Origin of the sequence: Pseudomonas sp. M1, from assembly GCF_022760135.1 — a bacterium.
In the GTDB taxonomy this organism is placed as follows: Bacteria; Pseudomonadota; Gammaproteobacteria; order Pseudomonadales; family Pseudomonadaceae; genus Pseudomonas; species Pseudomonas citronellolis.
In genome coordinates this window covers 6,817,668-6,835,739 of record NZ_CP094343.1, presented here as the reverse complement: position 1 = coordinate 6,835,739, position 18,072 = coordinate 6,817,668, and the positions used below count along the sequence as shown (strand labels likewise).

Annotated in this window: 17 protein-coding genes; 8 read left to right on the top strand and 9 right to left on the bottom strand. The window is 68.0% G+C overall.

The genetic code is table 11. The features are described 5' to 3' along the window. Positions 1-654 precede the first annotated feature (654 nt). The 5 genes from PM1_RS30395 to glyQ all read right to left on the bottom strand — a co-directional run bounded on the left by PM1_RS30395 (position 655) and on the right by glyQ (position 5,572). Positions 655-972, bottom strand: coding sequence for a hypothetical protein (locus PM1_RS30395; RefSeq protein ID WP_009614450.1), 318 nt, complete (start codon positions 970-972; stop codon positions 655-657). 190 nt (positions 973-1,162) lie between these two features. Beyond that, positions 1,163-1,930 carry a lysophospholipid acyltransferase family protein gene (locus PM1_RS30390; protein ID WP_009614452.1) on the bottom strand — a complete coding sequence of 256 codons (768 nt, stop codon included), beginning with the start codon at positions 1,928-1,930 and terminating at the stop codon, positions 1,163-1,165. Between the two features lie 13 nt (positions 1,931-1,943). After that, positions 1,944-2,474, bottom strand: a complete 531-nt coding sequence (gmhB, locus tag PM1_RS30385; protein ID WP_009614454.1) for a D-glycero-beta-D-manno-heptose 1,7-bisphosphate 7-phosphatase — start codon at positions 2,472-2,474, stop codon at positions 1,944-1,946. 78 nt (positions 2,475-2,552) lie between these two features. Continuing rightward, the gene (gene glyS, locus PM1_RS30380; RefSeq protein WP_009614456.1) at positions 2,553-4,607 is read right to left on the bottom strand and encodes a glycine--tRNA ligase subunit beta; all 2,055 of its coding nucleotides are present in this window, start codon (positions 4,605-4,607) and stop codon (positions 2,553-2,555) included. Then, positions 4,607-5,572, bottom strand: coding sequence for a glycine--tRNA ligase subunit alpha (gene glyQ, locus PM1_RS30375; protein ID WP_009614458.1), 966 nt, complete (start codon positions 5,570-5,572; stop codon positions 4,607-4,609). Before glyQ ends, glyS begins: the two co-directional genes overlap by 1 nt. Positions 5,573-5,755: 183 nt before the next feature. Here glyQ and PM1_RS30370 point away from each other — a divergent pair, with 183 nt between their 5' ends. The 4 genes from PM1_RS30370 (at position 5,756) to PM1_RS30355 (ending at position 9,087) form a co-directional block, all read left to right on the top strand. Further along, positions 5,756-6,304 (top strand): DNA-3-methyladenine glycosylase I, encoded by a 549-nt coding sequence (locus tag PM1_RS30370; RefSeq protein WP_009614459.1) that lies wholly within the window; start codon positions 5,756-5,758, stop codon positions 6,302-6,304. 252 nt (positions 6,305-6,556) lie between these two features. Further along, the gene (locus tag PM1_RS30365; protein WP_009614460.1) at positions 6,557-7,444 is read left to right on the top strand and encodes a lysophospholipid acyltransferase; all 888 of its coding nucleotides are present in this window, start codon (positions 6,557-6,559) and stop codon (positions 7,442-7,444) included. Between the two features lie 6 nt (positions 7,445-7,450). Beyond that, positions 7,451-8,764, top strand: a complete 1,314-nt coding sequence (locus tag PM1_RS30360; protein WP_009614461.1) for an Nramp family divalent metal transporter — start codon at positions 7,451-7,453, stop codon at positions 8,762-8,764. A 56-nt stretch (positions 8,765-8,820) separates the two neighbouring features. Beyond that, positions 8,821-9,087 (top strand): PilZ domain-containing protein, encoded by a 267-nt coding sequence (locus PM1_RS30355; protein ID WP_009614462.1) that lies wholly within the window; start codon positions 8,821-8,823, stop codon positions 9,085-9,087. Between the two features lie 440 nt (positions 9,088-9,527). On the opposite strand, the gene ehuA is transcribed toward PM1_RS30355, so the two are convergent. The 4 genes from ehuA to ehuB are packed head-to-tail and all read right to left on the bottom strand — an operon-like array spanning position 9,528 to position 12,612. Further along, positions 9,528-10,361, bottom strand: coding sequence for an ectoine/hydroxyectoine ABC transporter ATP-binding protein EhuA (gene ehuA / locus PM1_RS30350; protein ID WP_009614463.1), 834 nt, complete (start codon positions 10,359-10,361; stop codon positions 9,528-9,530). Positions 10,362-10,384: 23 nt separating this feature from the next. After that, positions 10,385-11,041: an ectoine/hydroxyectoine ABC transporter permease subunit EhuD gene (gene ehuD / locus PM1_RS30345; RefSeq protein WP_009614464.1), complete on the bottom strand. Its 657-nt coding sequence runs from the start codon at positions 11,039-11,041 to the stop codon at positions 10,385-10,387. Then, positions 11,041-11,697: an ectoine/hydroxyectoine ABC transporter permease subunit EhuC gene (gene ehuC / locus PM1_RS30340; protein WP_009614465.1), complete on the bottom strand. Its 657-nt coding sequence runs from the start codon at positions 11,695-11,697 to the stop codon at positions 11,041-11,043. The genes ehuD and ehuC overlap by 1 nt, the downstream gene beginning before the upstream one ends. 60 nt (positions 11,698-11,757) lie before the next feature. Continuing rightward, entirely contained in the window at positions 11,758-12,612 is an 855-nt protein-coding gene (gene ehuB / locus PM1_RS30335; RefSeq protein WP_009614469.1) for an ectoine/hydroxyectoine ABC transporter substrate-binding protein EhuB, read from the bottom strand. A 404-nt stretch (positions 12,613-13,016) separates the two neighbouring features. Here ehuB and ehuR point away from each other — a divergent pair, with 404 nt between their 5' ends. From ehuR to doeA, 4 genes are all read left to right on the top strand, one after another. Further along, positions 13,017-14,411 (top strand): MocR-like ectoine utilization transcription factor EhuR, encoded by a 1,395-nt coding sequence (gene ehuR, locus PM1_RS30330; protein ID WP_024128855.1) that lies wholly within the window; start codon positions 13,017-13,019, stop codon positions 14,409-14,411. Between the two features lie 319 nt (positions 14,412-14,730). Continuing rightward, a complete protein-coding gene (gene eutB / locus PM1_RS30325) occupies positions 14,731-15,708 on the top strand; it encodes a hydroxyectoine utilization dehydratase EutB (RefSeq protein ID WP_009614471.1) in 978 nt (325 codons plus the stop codon). Further along, complete coding sequence (locus PM1_RS30320) at positions 15,701-16,693, top strand: cyclodeaminase (RefSeq protein WP_009614472.1); 993 nt, start codon at positions 15,701-15,703, stop codon at positions 16,691-16,693. The genes eutB and PM1_RS30320 overlap by 8 nt, the downstream gene beginning before the upstream one ends. A gap of 186 nt (positions 16,694-16,879) precedes the next feature. Then, a complete protein-coding gene (doeA, locus tag PM1_RS30315; RefSeq protein WP_009614473.1) occupies positions 16,880-18,070 on the top strand; it encodes an ectoine hydrolase DoeA in 1,191 nt (396 codons plus the stop codon). The last annotated feature ends 2 nt before the right edge of the window (positions 18,071-18,072 follow it).

The following is an 18,072-nucleotide window of genomic DNA, read 5'->3' as shown; positions in this document are numbered from 1 at the left end:
CGGCCATCAGGTCGTGGGCCTGACGGCAAATCATTACCATAAAGCCAAATTGCCGAGCGGTGGTTGTAATGCTGTTTTTAGGCTCTGCCATGGTTCAGCGAAGGCATCCTGGCTCTGGTTCCGCTCCCTCACCCCAGCCCTCTCCCAGAGGGAGAGGGGGTTGTTCGGAGCAGGCGGAGAGTTCGGCGTCGTCCTGAAGCGCCTGATCGTCCCCGTCACTCCCGCAAGCGAAGGAGCGCGTAGGGCGCATAACCGTTCGCGGTTATCCGCCGTTGGCCAATGCACCGGGACGCCCGGTGTGGCCGGTGAATCCAATCGCGGACGGAGTCCGCTCCTACGCCCGTGCTTCCCTGAACCGTAGGAGCAACCTTGCCGGTCGCGCCGAGGTGCTCTTCGTAGGATGGGTTGAGCCTGCGAAACCCATGCGGTTGCGGTGATGGGTATCGCTTCGCTCAACCCATCCTACGAGGAGACTCCGTAGGACTCTGTTCGTGATTCGGCGGATAACGCCGTAGGCGTTATGCGCCCTACGCCGGGATATGGCGAGGTCGGGGCGGAGGGCCTCTTCCCTATAGGAAACGCCATGAGGGCAATTGTTGGGCTTGTTCCGAAGCTGCTCTCCGGCCAAGGAGGGCGTTTATGCGGAAAACGGATTCAGAACCCCGCACCGGGCCTTAGCGGAAAGACCGCCTCGGGATAACCAGCATCCTCAGGAATGCACAGATGGCGGATGCCGCCAATTTCCTCCAGCCAAGGCTGCTCGCTACCCGCGCGCCGTGCCAGGAGGATGCCGCTCTCCTCGAACAGTTCGCGCAGCCCCGCCACGCGGAAACGCAGTTCGTCGTCGTCCAGAGCATCCGCGCCCAGGCAGTGCTGGCGGAGCTGCACATGCCCGTCGGCCTGCTCCACCTTGCCGCCGGGGAACACCAGGGCGCCGCCGCAGAAGGCCACCTGGGGATTGCGCAGCAGCATGACGCGGTTCGATCGGTGGCATGGCGAGCGCTCTTCCCTGGGGCCTGTCCTTGAGCTTATAGGCCGCCTGGGACGCGCGTGGAGGGCGTATCGGACAAAATCCAGGGGATGGTGCCGTAGCGCCTTATCGTGCGCCAGAAGCGAAAACAGGGCCCTTTGGGCCCTGTTCGCTACAGCTGGGTTATCCGCCTCAGGCCACGTCGGCCTTGGGGGTTGCCTGCGCCGGCAGCTCGCCCATCTCGCGCAGCGTCCGCGCCACCCATTCCTCGGCGCGCTGGTTGAGTTCGGCGATGGCGCGCGGGCCCTCGCCTTCGGCGTGCATCGCCGGACCGAACACCACTTCGATGGTGCCCGGGTGCTTGGCCCAGCCGTTCTTCGGCCAGCAGTGGCCGGCGTTGTGGGCGATGGGCAGCACCGGCAGGCCGGCGTTCACCGCCAGGGCCGCGCCGCCGCGGGAGAACTTGCCCAGCTCGCCGGTGGGGATGCGCGTGCCTTCCGGGAAGATCAGCACCCAGGCGCCCTGCTGCAGGCGCTCGTGGCCCTGCTTGGCGAGTTGCTTGAGGGCCAGCTTGGGCTGGCTGCGGTCGATGGCGATGGGCCTGAGCAGGGCCAGGGCCCAGCCGAAGAAGGGCACGAACAGCAGCTCGCGCTTGAGCACCTGGCTCAGCGGCTCGAAGTAGCCGGAGAGAAAGAAGGTCTCCCAGGTGCTCTGGTGCTTGGAGAGGATCACGCAGGGCTTCTGCGGGATGTTCTCCAGGCCGCTCAGGCGGTAGCGCACGCCGACCATGTGCCAGGCCAGCCAGACGGCGAAGCGGCACCAGCGCTGGACCACGAAGCGGTAGCGCGCGCGGAACGGCAGGAAGGGTGCGATCAGCAGGCTGAGGGTGCCCCAGAGGAAGGCGCTGGCGGACAGCAGCAGGTAGAAAAGAACGGTTCTGGTGGCCTGCACTGTCGACATGGTCAGCGGGTCCTTAGGGCAAGAGGTGGGAAGCGACGGCGGCCAGGTCGTCGAAGACCAGCGTGCCTTCGGGCAGCGGTTTGGCCAGGGTACGTTCGCCCTTGCCGGTTTTCACCAGCACGGGCTGACAGTCGACGGCCAGGGCGGCGTCCAGGTCACCCCGGGTGTCGCCGACGAACCATACGCCCTTGAGCGGAACGTCGTAGTGCGCGGCGATCTGCCTGAGCATACCCGGCTTCGGCTTGCGGCACTCGCAGCCTTCGTCGGGTCCATGGGGGCAATGGACGATCAGCCCCAGTTCGCCGCCCTGCTCCGCCACCAGCTCGCGCAGCCGCGCGTGCATGCTTTCCAGTGTCGCCAGGTCGTAGTAGCCGCGGGCGATACCGGACTGGTTGGTGGCCACCGCGACCGTCCAGCCGGCCTTGCTCAGGCGGGCAATGGCGGCGATGGCGCCGGGAATGGGAATCCACTCGTCGAGGGATTTGATGTACGCGTCGGAGTCCAGGTTGATGACGCCGTCGCGGTCGACGATCAATAACTTCATAGCTTTAGCCAGAGGCTTGAAGCCGGAAGCTTGAAGCGGGAAGAATTTCCAGCTTCAGGCTTCCAGCCTCCAGCTCCATTACCCCAACAGAGAGATGTCGGCGACGCCGAGGAACAGCCCACGCAGCTTCGCCAGCAGGGCGTAGCGGTTGGCGCGCACGGCGCTGTCGTCGGCGTTGACCAGGACTTCCTCGAAGAACGCATCGACCGGCGCGCGCAGGGCTGCCAGGCGGGCCAGGGCGGTGCGGTAGTCGCGCGCCCGGGCCAGCGGCGCCACTTCGCCTTCGGCGGCCGCCACGGCGCTGCCCAGGGCCTTCTCGGCGGCCTCGTTGAGCAGGCCGGCATTCACGCTCTGCGGCACCTCTCCTTCGGCCTTGGCGAGGATGTTGGACACGCGCTTGTTGGCGGCGGCCAGGGCCTCGGCTTCGGGCAGTTGGCGGAAGGCCTGCACGGCCTGCACGCGCTGGTCGAAGTCCAGCGGCGCGGTCGGCGTCAGGGCGCGCACGGCCTGGTACACGGCGACGTCTACGCCTTCGTCCTCGTAGCGCGCGCGCAGGCGGTCGAAGATGAAGTCCTGGACCTGGGCGGCCAGGCCCTCGGCCTTGACCTTGTCGCCGTACTGGCCGACGGCGAAGGCGATGGCCTCGCCCAGGTCGAGGTCCAGCTGCTTCTCGATGAGGATGCGCAGCACGCCCAGGGCGGCGCGGCGCAGGGCGTACGGGTCCTTGCTGCCGGTGGGCAGCATGCCGATGCCGAAGATGCCGACCAGGGTGTCGAGCTTGTCGGCCACCGCCACCGCCGCACCGGTCAGGGTGCTCGGCAGCTCGGCGCCGGCGCCGCGCGGCATGTACTGCTCGTTCAGCGCCAGGGCGACGTCGTTGGCTTCGCCACCGGCAGTGGCGTAGTAGTAGCCGGCGATGCCCTGCATCTCCGGGAACTCGCCGACCATCTCGGTGGCCAGGTCGCACTTGGAGAGGATGCCGGCGCGGGCGGCGTTCTTCGCGTCACCGCCAATGCGCTCGGCGATGAAGGCGGCCAGGGCGGAGACGCGCTCGGCCTTCTCGAACACGGTGCCGAGCTGGGCCTGGAACACCACGTTCTTCAGGCGCTCGTTGAAGCGCTCCAGCGGCTGCTTCTGGTCCTGCTTGAAGAAGAACTCGGCGTCGGTCAGGCGTGGGCGCACGACCTTCTCGTTGCCCGAGACGATGTGCTCGGGCGCTTTGCTCTGCACGTTGGCCACGGTGATGAAGCGCGGCAGCAGCTTGCCGTTGGCGTCCAGCAGGCAGAAGTACTTCTGGTTGTCCTGCATGGTGGTGATCAGCGCTTCCTGGGGCACGGCGAGGAAGCGTTCCTCGAAGGAGCACACCAGCGGCACCGGCCATTCGACCAGGGCGGTCACTTCGTCGAGCAGGGCCGGCGGCACGATGGCGCTGCCCTTCTGCTCGGCGGCAAGCTCGGCGACGCGCTTGGCGATGATTTCGCGGCGCTCGGCGAAGTCGGCCAGCACGTGGGCGCTGCGCAGGTCTTCCAGGTAGTTGGCGGGGCTGGAGATCAGCACGTTGTCCGGGTTGTGGAAGCGGTGGCCACGGGATTCACGGCCGGCCTTGCGGGTGAGGATCTCGCACTCCACCACCTCGTCGCCGAACAGCATCACCAGCCACTGCGTCGGACGCACGAACTCTTCGCGGCGGGCGGCCCAGCGCATGCGCTTGGGAATCGGCAGGTCGTTCAGCGAGGTTTCGACGATGCCCGGCAGCAGGCCCATGGCCGGCTGGCCGGGGATGCTCTGGCTGAACTTCAGCTTGGGCCCGCTCTGGTCGATCTGCGCCAGGTCCACGCCGCACTTCTTGGCGAAGCCCAGGGCGGCCTGGGTCGGGTTGCCGCTGGCGTCGAAGGCGGCCTGCAGCGGCGGGCCGTCGAGGTTGACGGTGCGGTCGGGCTGCTGCACGGCGAGCTGGTCGATCTGCACGGCCAGGCGGCGCGGCGCGGCGTAGTAGCGGGCGGCCGAGTAGGTCAGGCCTGCGGCCTTAAGGCCCTTCTCGATGCCGGCCAGGAAGGCTTCACCGAGGCTTTTCAGGGCCTTGGGGGGCAGCTCTTCGGTGCCCAGTTCGACGAGGAAATCCTTCGCGCTCATTATTCGGCCTCCTTCAGCTTGGCCAGTACTTCGTCACGCGCCAGCACTTCATCACGAAGAGCGGGGGTGGCCATCGGGAAGCCCAGGCGCGCGCGCGCCTGCAGGTAGCTCTGCGCCACGTTACGGGCCAGGGTGCGCACGCGCAGGATGTAGCGCTGACGCTCGGTCACCGAGATGGCACGGCGCGCGTCCAGCAGGTTGAAGGTGTGCGAGGCCTTGAGGACCATCTCGTAGGTAGGCAGTGGCAGCTGCAGCTCGATCAGGCGGTTGGCTTCGCTTTCGTAGAAGTCGAACAGTTCGAACAGCTTCTCGACGTTGGCGTGCTCGAAGTTGTAGGTCGACTGCTCCACCTCGTTCTGGTGGAACACGTCGCCATAGGTGACCTTGCCGAACGGGCCGTCGGCCCACACCAGGTCGTACACCGAGTCGACGCCCTGGATGTACATGGCCAGGCGCTCCAGGCCGTAGGTGATCTCGCCGGTGACCGGGTAGCACTCGATGCCGCCGACCTGCTGGAAGTAGGTGAACTGGGTGACTTCCATGCCGTTCAGCCAGATTTCCCAGCCCAGGCCCCAGGCGCCGAGGGTCGGCGATTCCCAGTTGTCCTCGACGAAGCGGATGTCGTGCACCAGCGGGTCGATGCCGATGGCCTTCAGCGAGCCCAGGTAGAGCTCCTGGAAGTTCTCCGGGTTGGGCTTGAGCACCACCTGGAACTGGTAGTAGTGCTGCAGGCGGTTCGGGTTCTCGCCGTAGCGGCCGTCGGTGGGGCGGCGGCTGGGCTGCACGTAGGCGGCGTTCCAGGTCTCCGGGCCGATGGCGCGCAGGAAGGTGGCGGTATGGAAGGTGCCGGCGCCAACTTCCATGTCGTAGGGCTGCAGCACCACGCAGCCCTGGTCGGCCCAGTACTGTTGCAGGGCGAGGATCAGGTCCTGGAAGGTGCGCACGGCGGGCGTAGTCTGGCTCACGAATTTCACCTGTGCTGGGTATGCGACGAAAACCCCGCAGTATACCCGAAGCCGCGCACCGCTTGGGGTGCGCGCACGTTTTCGGATGAATTCGCAAACGCCGGGAAGCGGGTATTGGACTGTATCTTCATACAGTATTCCGGCTATAGTGGGACTTCCCTTCGCCCCGTCAGGACGACCGCCATGCCCCGCTGCTTCTGGTGCAACGACGACCCGCTGTACATCGCCTACCACGACACCGAGTGGGGCGTGCCGCAGAGAGACCCGCAGGCGCTGTTCGAAATGCTGGTGCTCGAAGGCGCCCAGGCCGGGCTGTCGTGGATCACCGTGCTGCGCAAGCGCGAGCGCTACCGCGAGGTGCTGTTCGGTTTCGACCCCGAGCGCCTGGCACGCATGAGCGACGAGGAGATCGAGCAGCGCATGCAGGATACGGGCATCATCCGCAACCTGGCCAAGCTCAAGGCCGCGCGGCAGAACGCCCGGGCCTGGCTGGAACTTCCCGAGCCGGTGGAATTCCTCTGGTCCTTCGTCGGCGGCCAGCCGAAGGTCAACCATTTCAGCGGCCGCGGCGACGTCCCGGCGGTGACGCCCGAGGCCGAGGCCATGAGCAAGGCCCTGAAGAAGGCCGGCTTCACCTTCGTCGGGCCGACCATCTGCTACGCCTTCATGCAGGCCACGGGGATGGTGATGGACCACACCACCGATTGCGACCGCTACGCCGAGCTGTCCTGACTGCGGACGGAATTCGCTTCCACGCGCTCTTCGTAGGATGGGTATCGCTTCGCTCCACCCATCCTACGATCGTGAGCGGGCCCTGCCCGCGATTCGCGCGCAGGGCGCGCTCCTACATGGAAAGAAAAGGGCATGGCCGGATCACCCGGTGCGTGAATTCAGGCTGTTTCTATCGCCCCCATTGCCGAGCGCCTTTCGCCTTCGCCCGTGCCCGCTGGTTAGAATGTGCGCATTCGGCTGAAGGAGCATTCCGTGGAGAAATTCAAAGGTGCCTTGGTGGTGGGCGGGCTGCGCCTGTTCGCCATGCTGCCCTGGCGGGCGGTGCAGGGCTTGGGGGCCGCCATCGGATGGCTGATGTGGAAGCTGCCCAACCGCTCCCGCGAGGTGGCGCGCATCAACATCTCGCACTGCTTCCCCGAGCTGTCCGCCGCGGAGCTGGACAAGCTGCTGGGCCAGAGCCTGATGGACATCGGCAGGACCCTCACCGAGAGCGCCTGCGCCTGGATCTGGCCGCCGCAGAAGTCGCTGCAGTACATCCGCGAGGTCGAGGGCATGGAGGTGCTGGAAGAGGCCCTGGCCTCCGGCGACGGCCTGGTGGGCATCACCAGCCACCTGGGCAACTGGGAAGTGCTCAACCACTTCTACTGCTCCTACGCCAAGCCGATCATCTTCTACCGTCCGCCGAAGCTGAAGGCGGTGGACGAACTGCTGAAGAAGCAGCGCGTGCAGCTGGGCAACCGCGTGGCGCCGTCGACCCCCGAAGGCATCATCAGCGTGATCAAGGAAGTGCGGCGCGGCGGCTGCGTCGGCATCCCGTGCGACCCGGAGCCGGACCTGGGCTCGGGGCTGTTCGTGCCCTACCTGGGCACCACCGCGCTGACCAGCAAGTTCGTGCCCTCGCTGCTGTCGCGCGGCAAGGCGCGCGGGGTGTTCTTCCACGCCGTGCGCCTGCCCGACGGCAGCGGCTACAAGGTGATCCTCGAAGCCGCGCCGGCGGACATGTACGACAAGGATATGGAAGTCTCGGTCGCTGCCCTGAGCCGCGAGCTGGCCCGCTACGTGCGCGACTACCCGAGCCAGTACATGTGGACCATGAAGCGCTTCAAGAAGCGCCCGGAAGGCGAAGCCAGGTGGTATTGAACTGACATGTGGGGATTGCCGACTACCGCCACCGCGCCCTTCTGCCCTTCCGAGGTCAGGGGCAGCGTCGTCGTTTCGCCCAGCGCGCCGCTGTGGAAACGCATCCTGCAGTTCGCCGGGCCGGGCCTGCTGGTGTCCATCGGCTACATGGACCCGGGCAACTGGGCCACGGCCATCGAGGCCGGTTCCGGCTTCGGCTACCAGCTGCTCTACGTGGTGCTGCTGTCCAGCCTCGCCGGCATGGTCCTGCAGTGCCTGGCCATGCGCCTGGGCATCGTCACCGGCCAGGACCTGGCGCAGCTCTCGCGGCAGCGCTACAGCCCGGCCATGGCCAAGGTCCAGTGGCTGCTGGCGGAGCTGTCGATCATCGCCACGGACCTGGCCGAGGTGCTCGGCTGCGCCCTGGCCTTCCACCTGCTGCTGGGGGTGAACCTCACCGGCGGCATCCTCCTCACCGCCCTCGACACCCTGATCGTCCTCGGCCTCAAGGGCCAGCGCTTCCGCCACCTGGAGGCGATCATGCTGGGGCTGATCGTCACCATCAGCGCCTGCTACGTGGTCGAGCTGGTGCTGATCAAGCCGTACTGGCCGGATGTCGCCGCCGGCTTCGTGCCCAGCCTGGACACCCTCAGCCAGCGCGAGCCGCTGTACCTGGCCATCGGCATCCTCGGCGCCACCGTGATGCCGCACAACCTCTACCTGCACTCCTCCATCGTGCAGACCCGCGCGGTGGCCGGCAGCCAGGGCAAGGCCTCGGCGATCCGCCTGGCGCGGCTGGACACCGTGGTCTCGCTGAGCCTGGCGCTGCTGATCAACGCCGCCATCCTGATCCTCGCCGCCGCGGCCTTCCACGAGACCGGGCACGCCGACGTCACCGAGATCCAGGACGCCTACCGCCTGCTCGAACCCCTGGTCGGCGCCGGCCTGGCCGCCATCCTCTTCGGCGTCGCCCTACTCGCCTCCGGGCAGAGTTCCACCTTCACCGGCACCATCGCCGGCCAGGTGATCATGGAAGGCTTCCTGCAGATGAAGATTCCCTGCTGGCAGCGCCGCCTGATCACCCGCGCCCTGGCGCTGATCCCGGCGCTGCTGGGGGTGATGCTGATGGGCGACAGGGCGGTGGGCAAGCTGCTGGTGTTCAGCCAGGTGGTGCTCAGCCTGCAGCTGCCCTTCGCGCTCTGGCCGCTGATCCGCTTCACCAGCGACCGCGCGCTGATGGGCGAATTCGTCAACCGCTGGCCGACCCGTGCGCTGGCCTGGCTGCTGTTCGTGGTCATCAGCGGCGCCAACCTCTGGCTGCTGGGGCAACTGGCCGCTTGACCGGCGGCGGCGGATCGGGCCGACTATGCCGCTGACATTCCGGACGGATGCCGAGCATGGCGAATCAGAGGCAGTACCCGCGTACCCCGATGAAGTGCAGGATCAAGATCGTCCACCCCAGCTTCGGCGAGGTCATCGGCCACACCCGTGACCTCTCCGACGGCGGCGTCTACGTGCGCCACGCGGCGCTGGCCGGGCTTGCTCCCGGCACCCGCGTGCACGGCCAGGTGCAGGACCTGCCCATGGAAGCGCCGGTGCTGGAGATGGAAGTCATGCGCACCGACGCCGAGGGCGCCGGCCTGCGTTTCGTCGATTCCGACTGAGAGTGGCTACTGTGGTGGGCTGGGGAACCTGCTCTCTGACACCGTAGGGGCGGATCTCATCCGCGAATCGCGCCGGGACGGCCGGCTATCGCGGACAAGGTCCGCTCCTACGGTGTGGATGGGCATGGCTTTTCGTAGGAGCGAGCTTGCTCGCGAAGGGTGTTCCGCCGGCAGGAATTGGCAGGGGTCCAAAGAACGCCCTCTCCCTAACCCTCTCCCTGAAGGGAGAGGGGACCGTTGGGCAGACGCTGATGTTATGGAGTCAGCCGGCTAGCACAGGGACTGCCGGCTGACACCAAATCTTCTCTCGGCACGGACAAGCTCCCTCTCCCTTCAGGGAGAGGGTTGGGGAGAGGGAGCGGAGCCAAGCCAACACACCGAAATCACAGTTGAGCACTGTTCGCGAGCAAGCTCGCTCCTACAAAAAACCAGGCCCCCCCTCAACTCGCCTCGTTCACCGCGCTCAGGAAACACCGCGTCCGCTCATGCTGCGGGTGCCCGAACAGCTGCTCCGGCGTCCCCTGTTCCAGGATGCTGCCCTGGTGGAAGAAGCACACCCGGTCGGCGAACTCGCGGGCGAAGCCCATCTGGTGGGTGACCATCAGCATGGTCAGGTTGTGCTCGGTGCCGAGCCGGCGCACCACGTTGAGCACCTCGCCGCACAGCTCCGGGTCCAGCGCCGAGGTCACCTCGTCGAACAGCATCACCTTCGGCCGCATGGCCAGGGCGCGGGCGATGGCCACGCGTTGCTGCTGGCCACCGGAGAGCTGCGAGGGGTAGTGCTCCAGCTTGTTGCCCAGGCCGACCATCTCCAGCAGTTCCACGGCGCGCTCGCGGGCCTCGTCGCGGCGCATGCCCAGCACCTGCACCGGCGCTTCCATTACGTTCTTCAAGGCGCTCATGTGCGGGAACAGGTTGAAGCTCTGGAACACCATGCCGATCTTGCCGCGCACGCGGCGCACGTGGGCTTCCGAGGCGCGCACCGGCTCGCCGTTGCGCAACTGGTGGGTGAGCGGCTCGCCGTCCACCTCGATCGCCCCGCTGTCGATGCTCTCCAGGGTCATCAGGGCGCGCAGCAGGGTCGACTTGCCCGAGCCGCTGGGGCCGATGATGGCGACCTTCTCGTTGGCGCCCACCTCCAGGTTCAGGTGGTTCAGCACGCTGAAGCTGCCGTAGCTCTTGCACACGTCGCGGAAGCGCACCATCGGCTGGGCGGTCTGCGTCCGCGGGGCCTCGTCGGCCAGCGGCCGGGTGGTCATGGACAGGACGGTCATGGGGTTTCCTCCGGTGGGCGCTTTCATGGCAGTGCCGTGCGTTTTTCCACCTGGCGGACCACGCCGGCCAGGCTGATGCTGATGAGCAGGAAGAACACCCCGACCAGGGTGATCGGCTCCAGGTAGCGGAAGCTGTCGGAACCGATGTTCTTGGCCTGCTGCATGATTTCCACCACGGTGATCGCCGAGAGCACCGGGGTGTCCTTGAACATGGCGATCAGGTAGTTGCCCAGGGCCGGCAGCACCGGGCGGATGGCCTGGGGCAGGATTACCTGGCGGTAGGCCCGCCACGGCGAGAAGTTCAGCGCCGTGACCGCCTCCCACTGCCCGCGCGGCACCGACTCCAGGCCGGCGCGGTAGACCTCGGCGGTGTAGCAGGCGTAGTGCAGGGCGATGCCCAGGGTGCCGGCCACCAGCGAGGTCATGTTCAGCCCGTAGCTGGGCAGCACGTAGAACAGGAAGTACACCTGGATCAGCAGCGGCGTGCTGCGGATGAACTCGATCAGCCAGGCCGCCGGCCACGACAGCCAGAAGTGCCGGCTGCGCCGGGCCAGGGCGAAGAGCAGGCCGAAGACCACCGCCAGGGCGAAGCCGACCAGGGTGATGCCGATGGTCTTGAGCGAGGCGTGCAGCAGCTGCGGCAGGATCTGCCAGGCGAATTGCCAGTCGAACAACTTCATCACAGGCCTCCCCGGATGCGCCCATGCCCCAGCCGGCGTTCCAGGCGGCGCATGAGGAAGACGATGGCCTGGGCCATGGCGAAGTACAGCACCAGGGTCAGGGTGAAGATCTTCAGCGTCTCGAAGGTCGCCTGGTCCAGCTGGCGGGCGCGGAAGGTCAGGTCCGAGAGGGTGATCAGCGACACCAGCGAGGTGTTCTTCAGCAGCTCGATCAGCAGGTTGGTGCCCGGCGGTATGGCGCACAGCAGCGCCTGCGGCAGGATGATCCGGCGGAAGCGCGTGAACGGTGTCATGTTCAGCGCCAACGCGGCCTCGTACTGCCCCTTGGGCACCGAGCCGATGGCCCCGCGCATCACCTCCGCGCCATAGGCGCCGATGTGCAGGCCCAGGCCGAGGATGGCCACCGTGTAGGCGCCCAGTTCCAGGTTGAACGGCGGCAGCGGCAGTACGAAGAACAGCCAGAACAGCTGCACCAGCAGCGAGGTGCCGCGGAACAGCTCGATGTAGCCGATGGCCAGCCAGCGCACCGCCGGCCACGGCGCCAGGCGGCCGAGGGCGGCGACTATGGCCAGCGCCACCGCCAGCAGCGAGCCGAAGAAGGTGACCTGGACGGTGACCCAGGCGCCCTCCAGCAGCAGTGGAAGCAATTCACCCATGTTGCGCATCCCGTATCGACAGGTTCGACGGAACGGCCGAGGGGGCGGGGCCCCCTGCGGTCACTGTTTGCAGAGCTCGGCGGCGCTCTTGTCGGTCAGGTTGGACTTGTCGAAGCCGAACGGCTTGACCGTCTGCAGGTGCTCGTCGCTGCCCAGCCACTTCTTCAGCTGCTGGTTCACCGCGTCGCGCAGGTCCTTGTCCTCCGGGCGGAAGGCCAGGGCGCCGTAGCCGATGTGCCCCGGGTCGTCCTTGAAGTCGGCGATGGCCTCGACGCTGTCGCCGCCCTTGGCCGCCAGGCCCTTCATGGTCAGCGCGGTGCCGACGCTGGCGTCGGCGCGGCCGGCGCGCACCGCCTGCAGTTGCGCGGTGGTGTCCGGGACCTGGACGATCTGCTCGTCGCTCACCCCCTCGGCGCGGGCGTAGCCCAGCTCGGCGGTGCCGGACATGATCGCCAGGCGCACGTCCGGGTTCTTCGCGACGTCGGCGTAGCTGTGCAGGTTCTTCGGGTTGCCCCGCTTCACCAGCAGGGTGTCGGGAATCTGGTAGTGCGGGTCGGTGAAGATCACCTGCTGGCAGCGCGGCGGGGTGATGTACATGCCCGCGGCGATCACGTCGAAGCGCCCGGCGCGCAGCCCGGGGATCAGCGCGCCCCACTCGGTGAGCACCGGTTCGACCTTCTTCACGCCCATGGCGGTGAATACCTTGGTGGCGATCTCCGGCGACTCGCCGGTGACCTTGCCGGAGGTCTCGGTGTAGGCGAAGGGCGCCTCGTTGGCGTAGCCGATGCGCACCGTGCCGGTGCTCTGGATGCGTTCCAGGGTGGTTTCGGCCTGGCTGGCGAAGCTGGCCGCAAGGCCCGCCAGCAAGGTACAGGCCAGGCCCAGGCGATGGAGGGAACGGGGGGCGGTACTCATCTTCGGATCTCCTGATCTTCTCGTGCCGGCCTTGTTGTGGTGTTGGGACGCGGCGGTGGATGGCAGGTAGCGATGTCGTGCGACTGTTGTTCTTATGTTGGGACCCGCCGGGCGGGCCTTCCGAAGTACTGCCCCGACAGAGGGCATTGGTTGCGTTGCAGACTAAGCCGTCCGGCCTTGCGGCTGTTCCCGATCGGCGCCGTCGCGGCGGAAAAAACCGCCTGTCGCGACGCGCCCATCCATGGCTTTTTTCTGCGCCGGCCTTGTGCCGCGGGGGCGGCGGCATGAGCGGCTGGTCGGCCCGAGCATACAAAAGGCTTTCCGGCGCCGGAATTGCACTAGGACAATCCATGGAAATGCCCTGATCCATCACCCTGTGCCGAGGTCGAAGGGGAATGCCCATCATGCAAAGCTGGCGCCACGCGCTGGCCGGCCTGCGGGTCGGCGAATCCAAGTACAAGACGCTGGTCCAGGCCATCGCCACGGAAATCGAACAGGGCCGCCTGCACGACGGCCAGCGCCTGCCGCCGCAGCGCCAGGTGGCCGACGGCCTGGGCATCAGCGTGCAGACGGTGACCAACGCCTACAAGGAACTGGAGCGCCAGGGTCTGGTGCGCTGCGAGGTGGGCCGCGGCAGCTTCGTCTCGCGGCGCATGACCGAGGGCGTGTCGCGCTACATGCTCGACCACCCCGAGCGCGCGCTGGTGGACTTCTCCATGGCCAGCATCGTCCACACCGACGAGCACGACCGCCTGTGGCAGGACACCTGCCGCCAGCTGGCGCAGGAGACGGACCAGCCGTGGATGCGCGCCTGCCGGCCGATCGCCGGCTTCGACGGCCACCGCGAGGCGGCGGCGCAGTGGCTGGCGCAGCAGGGCCTACGCTGCGAGCGCGACGACCTGCTGATCACCAACGGCGCCGCCCACGCCATCTTCATCGCCCTCGCCTCCCTGGCCGGGCCGGACGACGTGGTGCTCTGCGAGCAGCTCACCGACCACGGGGTGATCGGCAATTCCCAGGTGCTCGGCTTCACCCTGAAGGGCGTGGAGGTCGACCGCGAGGGCATCGACCCCGAGCACTTCGAGGACCTCTGCGCCAACGAGCGCATCACCGCGCTGGTGTGCACGCCCAACCTGAACAACCCCACCTCCAGCCTGATGAGCGACACCCGGCGCCGGGAGATCGCCGCCATCGCTCAGCGCTTCGGCGTCTACGTCATCGAGGACGACGTCTACGGCCCGCTGCTGGGCGAAGGCCGAGCGCCGCCGCTGAGCCACTACCTGCCGGAGCTGTCGTTCTACTGCACCAGCTTCACCAAGAGCGTGCTCACCGGCCTGCGCATTGGCTACCTGGTGGTGCCGCGGCGCCTGGCCCTGCGCACCGAGAGCATCCTGCGGGTGAACAGCTGGATGGCCGCGCCGCTGCTGGCCGAGGTGGCCACCCGCTGGATCCACAACGGCAACGCCCAGGCTCTGGTGGAACGCCAGCGGCGCCTGCTGGCGGCGCGCCAGGCGCTGGTGGCCGAGCGCTTCGCCGAACACCTGTTGGGCCATGCGCCGCAGGCCCTGAGCTGCTGGATGGGCATTCCCGAGCACTGGGAGCTGGACAGCCTGGTGCGCGAGCTGCGCCACCGGCACATCGCCGTGACCTCGCCGGACCCCTTCATGGTCCGCGGCACGCCGCGGCCGCGCGCGGTGCGCCTGTGCATGGGCGCCGAATGCAGCGACGAACGCATGGCCCAGGCCCTGGACGACATGCGCGAGCTGTTCGAGCAGTACCCGAAGATCCACGATTTCTGAACGGGCCGCCGCCCCGTCCCCTTGTAGGAGCGCGCCCTGCGCGCGAATCGCGGGCAGGGCCCGCTCCTACAAATTACCGGGAAGTACGGTATTTCTCCCCGTAGGAGCGGACCTTGTCCGCGATAGCCGGAAGTCCCGGCGCGATTCGCGGATGAGATCCTACAGGTGGGTTCGAGGCCCCGTAGGATGGGTCGAGCGAAGCGATACCCATCGCCCGTTACCACGACGAATGACAATCTCCACGACATCGTCCTAGTACATTCATCGCGACAATTTCCCGCTCATACACTCGGCCCGACTGCATTGTCGGGAGGCCGCCATGGCCAACGAGATCCCCCTGATCGAGCTGTACCGCGCCCGCCAGCGCATCCGCGGCCTGGTGCGGGAGACGCCGCTGGAGCATTCGCCCAGCCTCTCCGCGCTGCTGGGCGCGCCGGTGTACCTGAAGCTGGAATCGCAGCAGGCCACCGGCAGCTTCAAGCTGCGCGGCGCCAGCAACGCCATCGCCCAGCTGGATGACGCGCAGAAGGCCCGCGGGGTGGTCGCCGCCTCCACCGGCAACCACGGCCGCGCCCTCGCCCATGCTGCTCGCGTGCTGGGCGTGCCGGCCACCATCTGCCTGTCGCGCCTGGTGCCGGCGAACAAGGTCGAGGCGATCCGCGCCCTCGGCGCCGAGGTGCGCATCGTCGGCAACAGCCAGGACGACGCCCAGGCCGAGGCCGAGCGCATCGCCCGCGAGCAGGGCGCTGCGCTGCTGCCGCCCTTCGACCACCCGCAGATCATCGCCGGCCAGGGCACCCTGGGCCTGGAAATCCTCGAACAGCTGCCGCAGGTGCGCCAGGTGCTGGTGCCGCTGTCCGGCGGCGGATTGTTCGGCGGCGTGGCTGTGGCGCTGAAGGCGGCCGACCCGTCGATCCGCCTGCACGGCATCAGCATGCGCCGCGGCGCGGCCATGGCCGCCAGCCTGGAAGCCGGCCAGCCCGTGGAAGTGGAAGAACTGCCGAGCCTCGCCGACTCCCTCGGCGGCGGCATCGGCCTGGACAACCGCTACACCTTCGCCCTCGCCCGCGCCCACTGCGACGAGCTGCACCTGCTCGACGAACCCGCCATCGCCGCCGGCATCCGCCATGCCTACCGCGAGGAACGCCAGGTGGTGGAAGGCGCCGCGGCGGTGGGCATCGCCGCGCTGCTGGAAGGCCGCATCGCCGCCGAAGGGCCGGTGGTGGTGGTCGTCAGCGGCCGCAACATCGCCATCGAACAACACCAACGCATCATCGAGGAAGACCTGCATGGCTGACGTCACCCTGCTCAGCGAAGCCGACCTGCGCGCCTGCGTGGCGCTGGACACTGAAAGCCTCGACGCCGTCGAGCAGGCCTTCCGCCTGCTGGCCACGGCGGCGGTGGCGATGCCGCCGATCCTGCGCCTGGACATCCCCGAGCACAACGGCGAGGTGGACGTGAAGACCGCCTACCTGCCTGGCCTGCCGCGTTTCGCCATCAAGGTCAGCCCGGGGTTCTTCGACAACCCGAAGCTCGGCCTGCCCAGCCTCAACGGCATGATGATGCTGCTGTCCGCGCACACCGGCCTGCTCGACGCCCTGCTGCTGGACAACGGCTACCTCACCGCCGTGCGCACCGCCTGCGCCGGCGCCGTGGCCGCCAAGTGGCTGGCCCGCGAGGATGCCCGCCGGGTGGCCCTCCTCGGCGCCGGCGAGCAGGCGCGCCTGCAGCTCAAGGCGCTGTGCCTGGTGCGGCCGATCGAGGGCGCCAGCCTCTGGGCCCGCGACGCGGACAAGGCGCGCCAGTGCGCCGCCGAATTGAGCACCGCCCTGGGCATCCCGGTGGTCGCCTGTTCCAGCGTCGACGAAGCCCTGGAAGGCGCGGACATCGCCATCACCACCACGCCCAGCCGCGAGCCGCTGATCCGGAAGCGCCACCTGCGCCCGGGTCTGCACATCACCGCCATGGGCTCGGACGCCGAGCACAAGAACGAGATCGCCGCCGACGCGCTGGCGGCGCTGGACTGCTACGTCGCCGACCGCCTGAGCCAGACCCGCGTGCTCGGCGAACTGCACCACGCCATCGAAGCCGGCCTGGTGGAGGCGGGCGCCGACTTCGCCGAACTCGGCCAGGTCATCGCCGGCCAGCGCCCGGGCCGCCGCAGCGCCCGGGACGTGACCCTCTGCGACCTCACCGGCACCGGCGCCCAGGACACCGCCATCGCCGGCCTGGCCTTCCAGCGCGCGCAGCGCATGGGCAAGGGGTTCCGCTTCAGCAGTTGAAGAGCACCCTCACCCTAACCCTCTCCCGCAAGCGGGAGAGGGGACCCTTCGGTGCAGGATGAAGCCATGGCGTCAGCCGGCTCGGACTGCCCCCTCTCCCTCCGGGAGAGGGCTGGGGTGAGGGGGAACACAGGCACGGGCTCTCCGGAGAGGGCCCGACAATGACTTCACCCAGAGGATTTCCGCATGCCCGAAATCGTCGTCAACCTCCCCTTCGCGCGGGAGGAATACGCCCAGCGCCTGGCCAAGGTCCGCGCCAGCATGCAGCAGCGCGGCATCGAGCTGCTGCTGGTCAGCGACCCGTCGAACATGGCCTGGCTCACCGGCTACGATGGCTGGTCCTTCTACGTGCACCAGTGCGTGCTGCTGGCGCTGGACGGCGAGCCGGTGTGGTTCGGCCGCGGCCAGGACGCCAACGGCGCGCGGCGCACCGTGTTCATGCAGGCCGACAACATCGTCGGCTACCCCGACCACTACGTGCAGTCCACCGAGCGCCACCCGATGGACTACCTGGCCCGCGAGGTCATCGCCGCGCGGGGCTGGGACGCGCTGGCCATCGGCGTGGAGATGGACAACTACTACTTCAGCGCCGCCGCCTTCCGCTCGCTGCAGGCCCACCTGCCGCAGGCGCGCTTCGTCGACGCCACCGCGCTGGTCAACTGGCAGCGCGCGGTGAAATCCCCGCGCGAGATCGAGTACATGCGCATCGCCGCGCGCATCGTCGAGAAGATGCACGCGCACATCCTCGAGCGCATCGAGCCGGGCATGCGCAAGAACGAGCTGGTGGCGGAAATCTACAGCACCGGCATCCTCGGCGCCGACGGCCACGGCGGCGACTACCCGGCCATCGTCCCGCTGCTGCCCACCGGCGCCGACGCCAGCGCGCCGCACCTGACCTGGGACGACACGCCCTTCCAGCGCGGCGCCGGCACCTTCTTCGAGATCGCCGGCTGCTACAAGCGCTACCACTGCCCGCTGTCGCGCACCGTCTACCTGGGCAAGCCGCCGCAGCACTTCCTCGACGCGGAAAAGGCCGTGGTCGAAGGCATAGCCGCGGGGCTGGAGGCGGCCAAGCCGGGCAACACCACCGGCGACATCGCCCGCGCCTTCTTCGGCGTGCTGCAGAAGTTCGGCATCCACAAGGACAGCCGCTGCGGCTACCCCATCGGCATCAGCTACCCGCCGGACTGGGGCGAACGCACCATGAGCCTGCGCCCCAGCGACGAGAGCGTGCTGCAGCCGGGCATGACCTTCCACTTCATGCCCGGCCTGTGGATGGACGACTGGGGCCTGGAGATCACCGAAAGCATCCTGATCACCGACGGCGGCGTGCAGACCTTCTGCGACTACCCGCGCCAGCTGTTCGTCAAGGAGTGAGG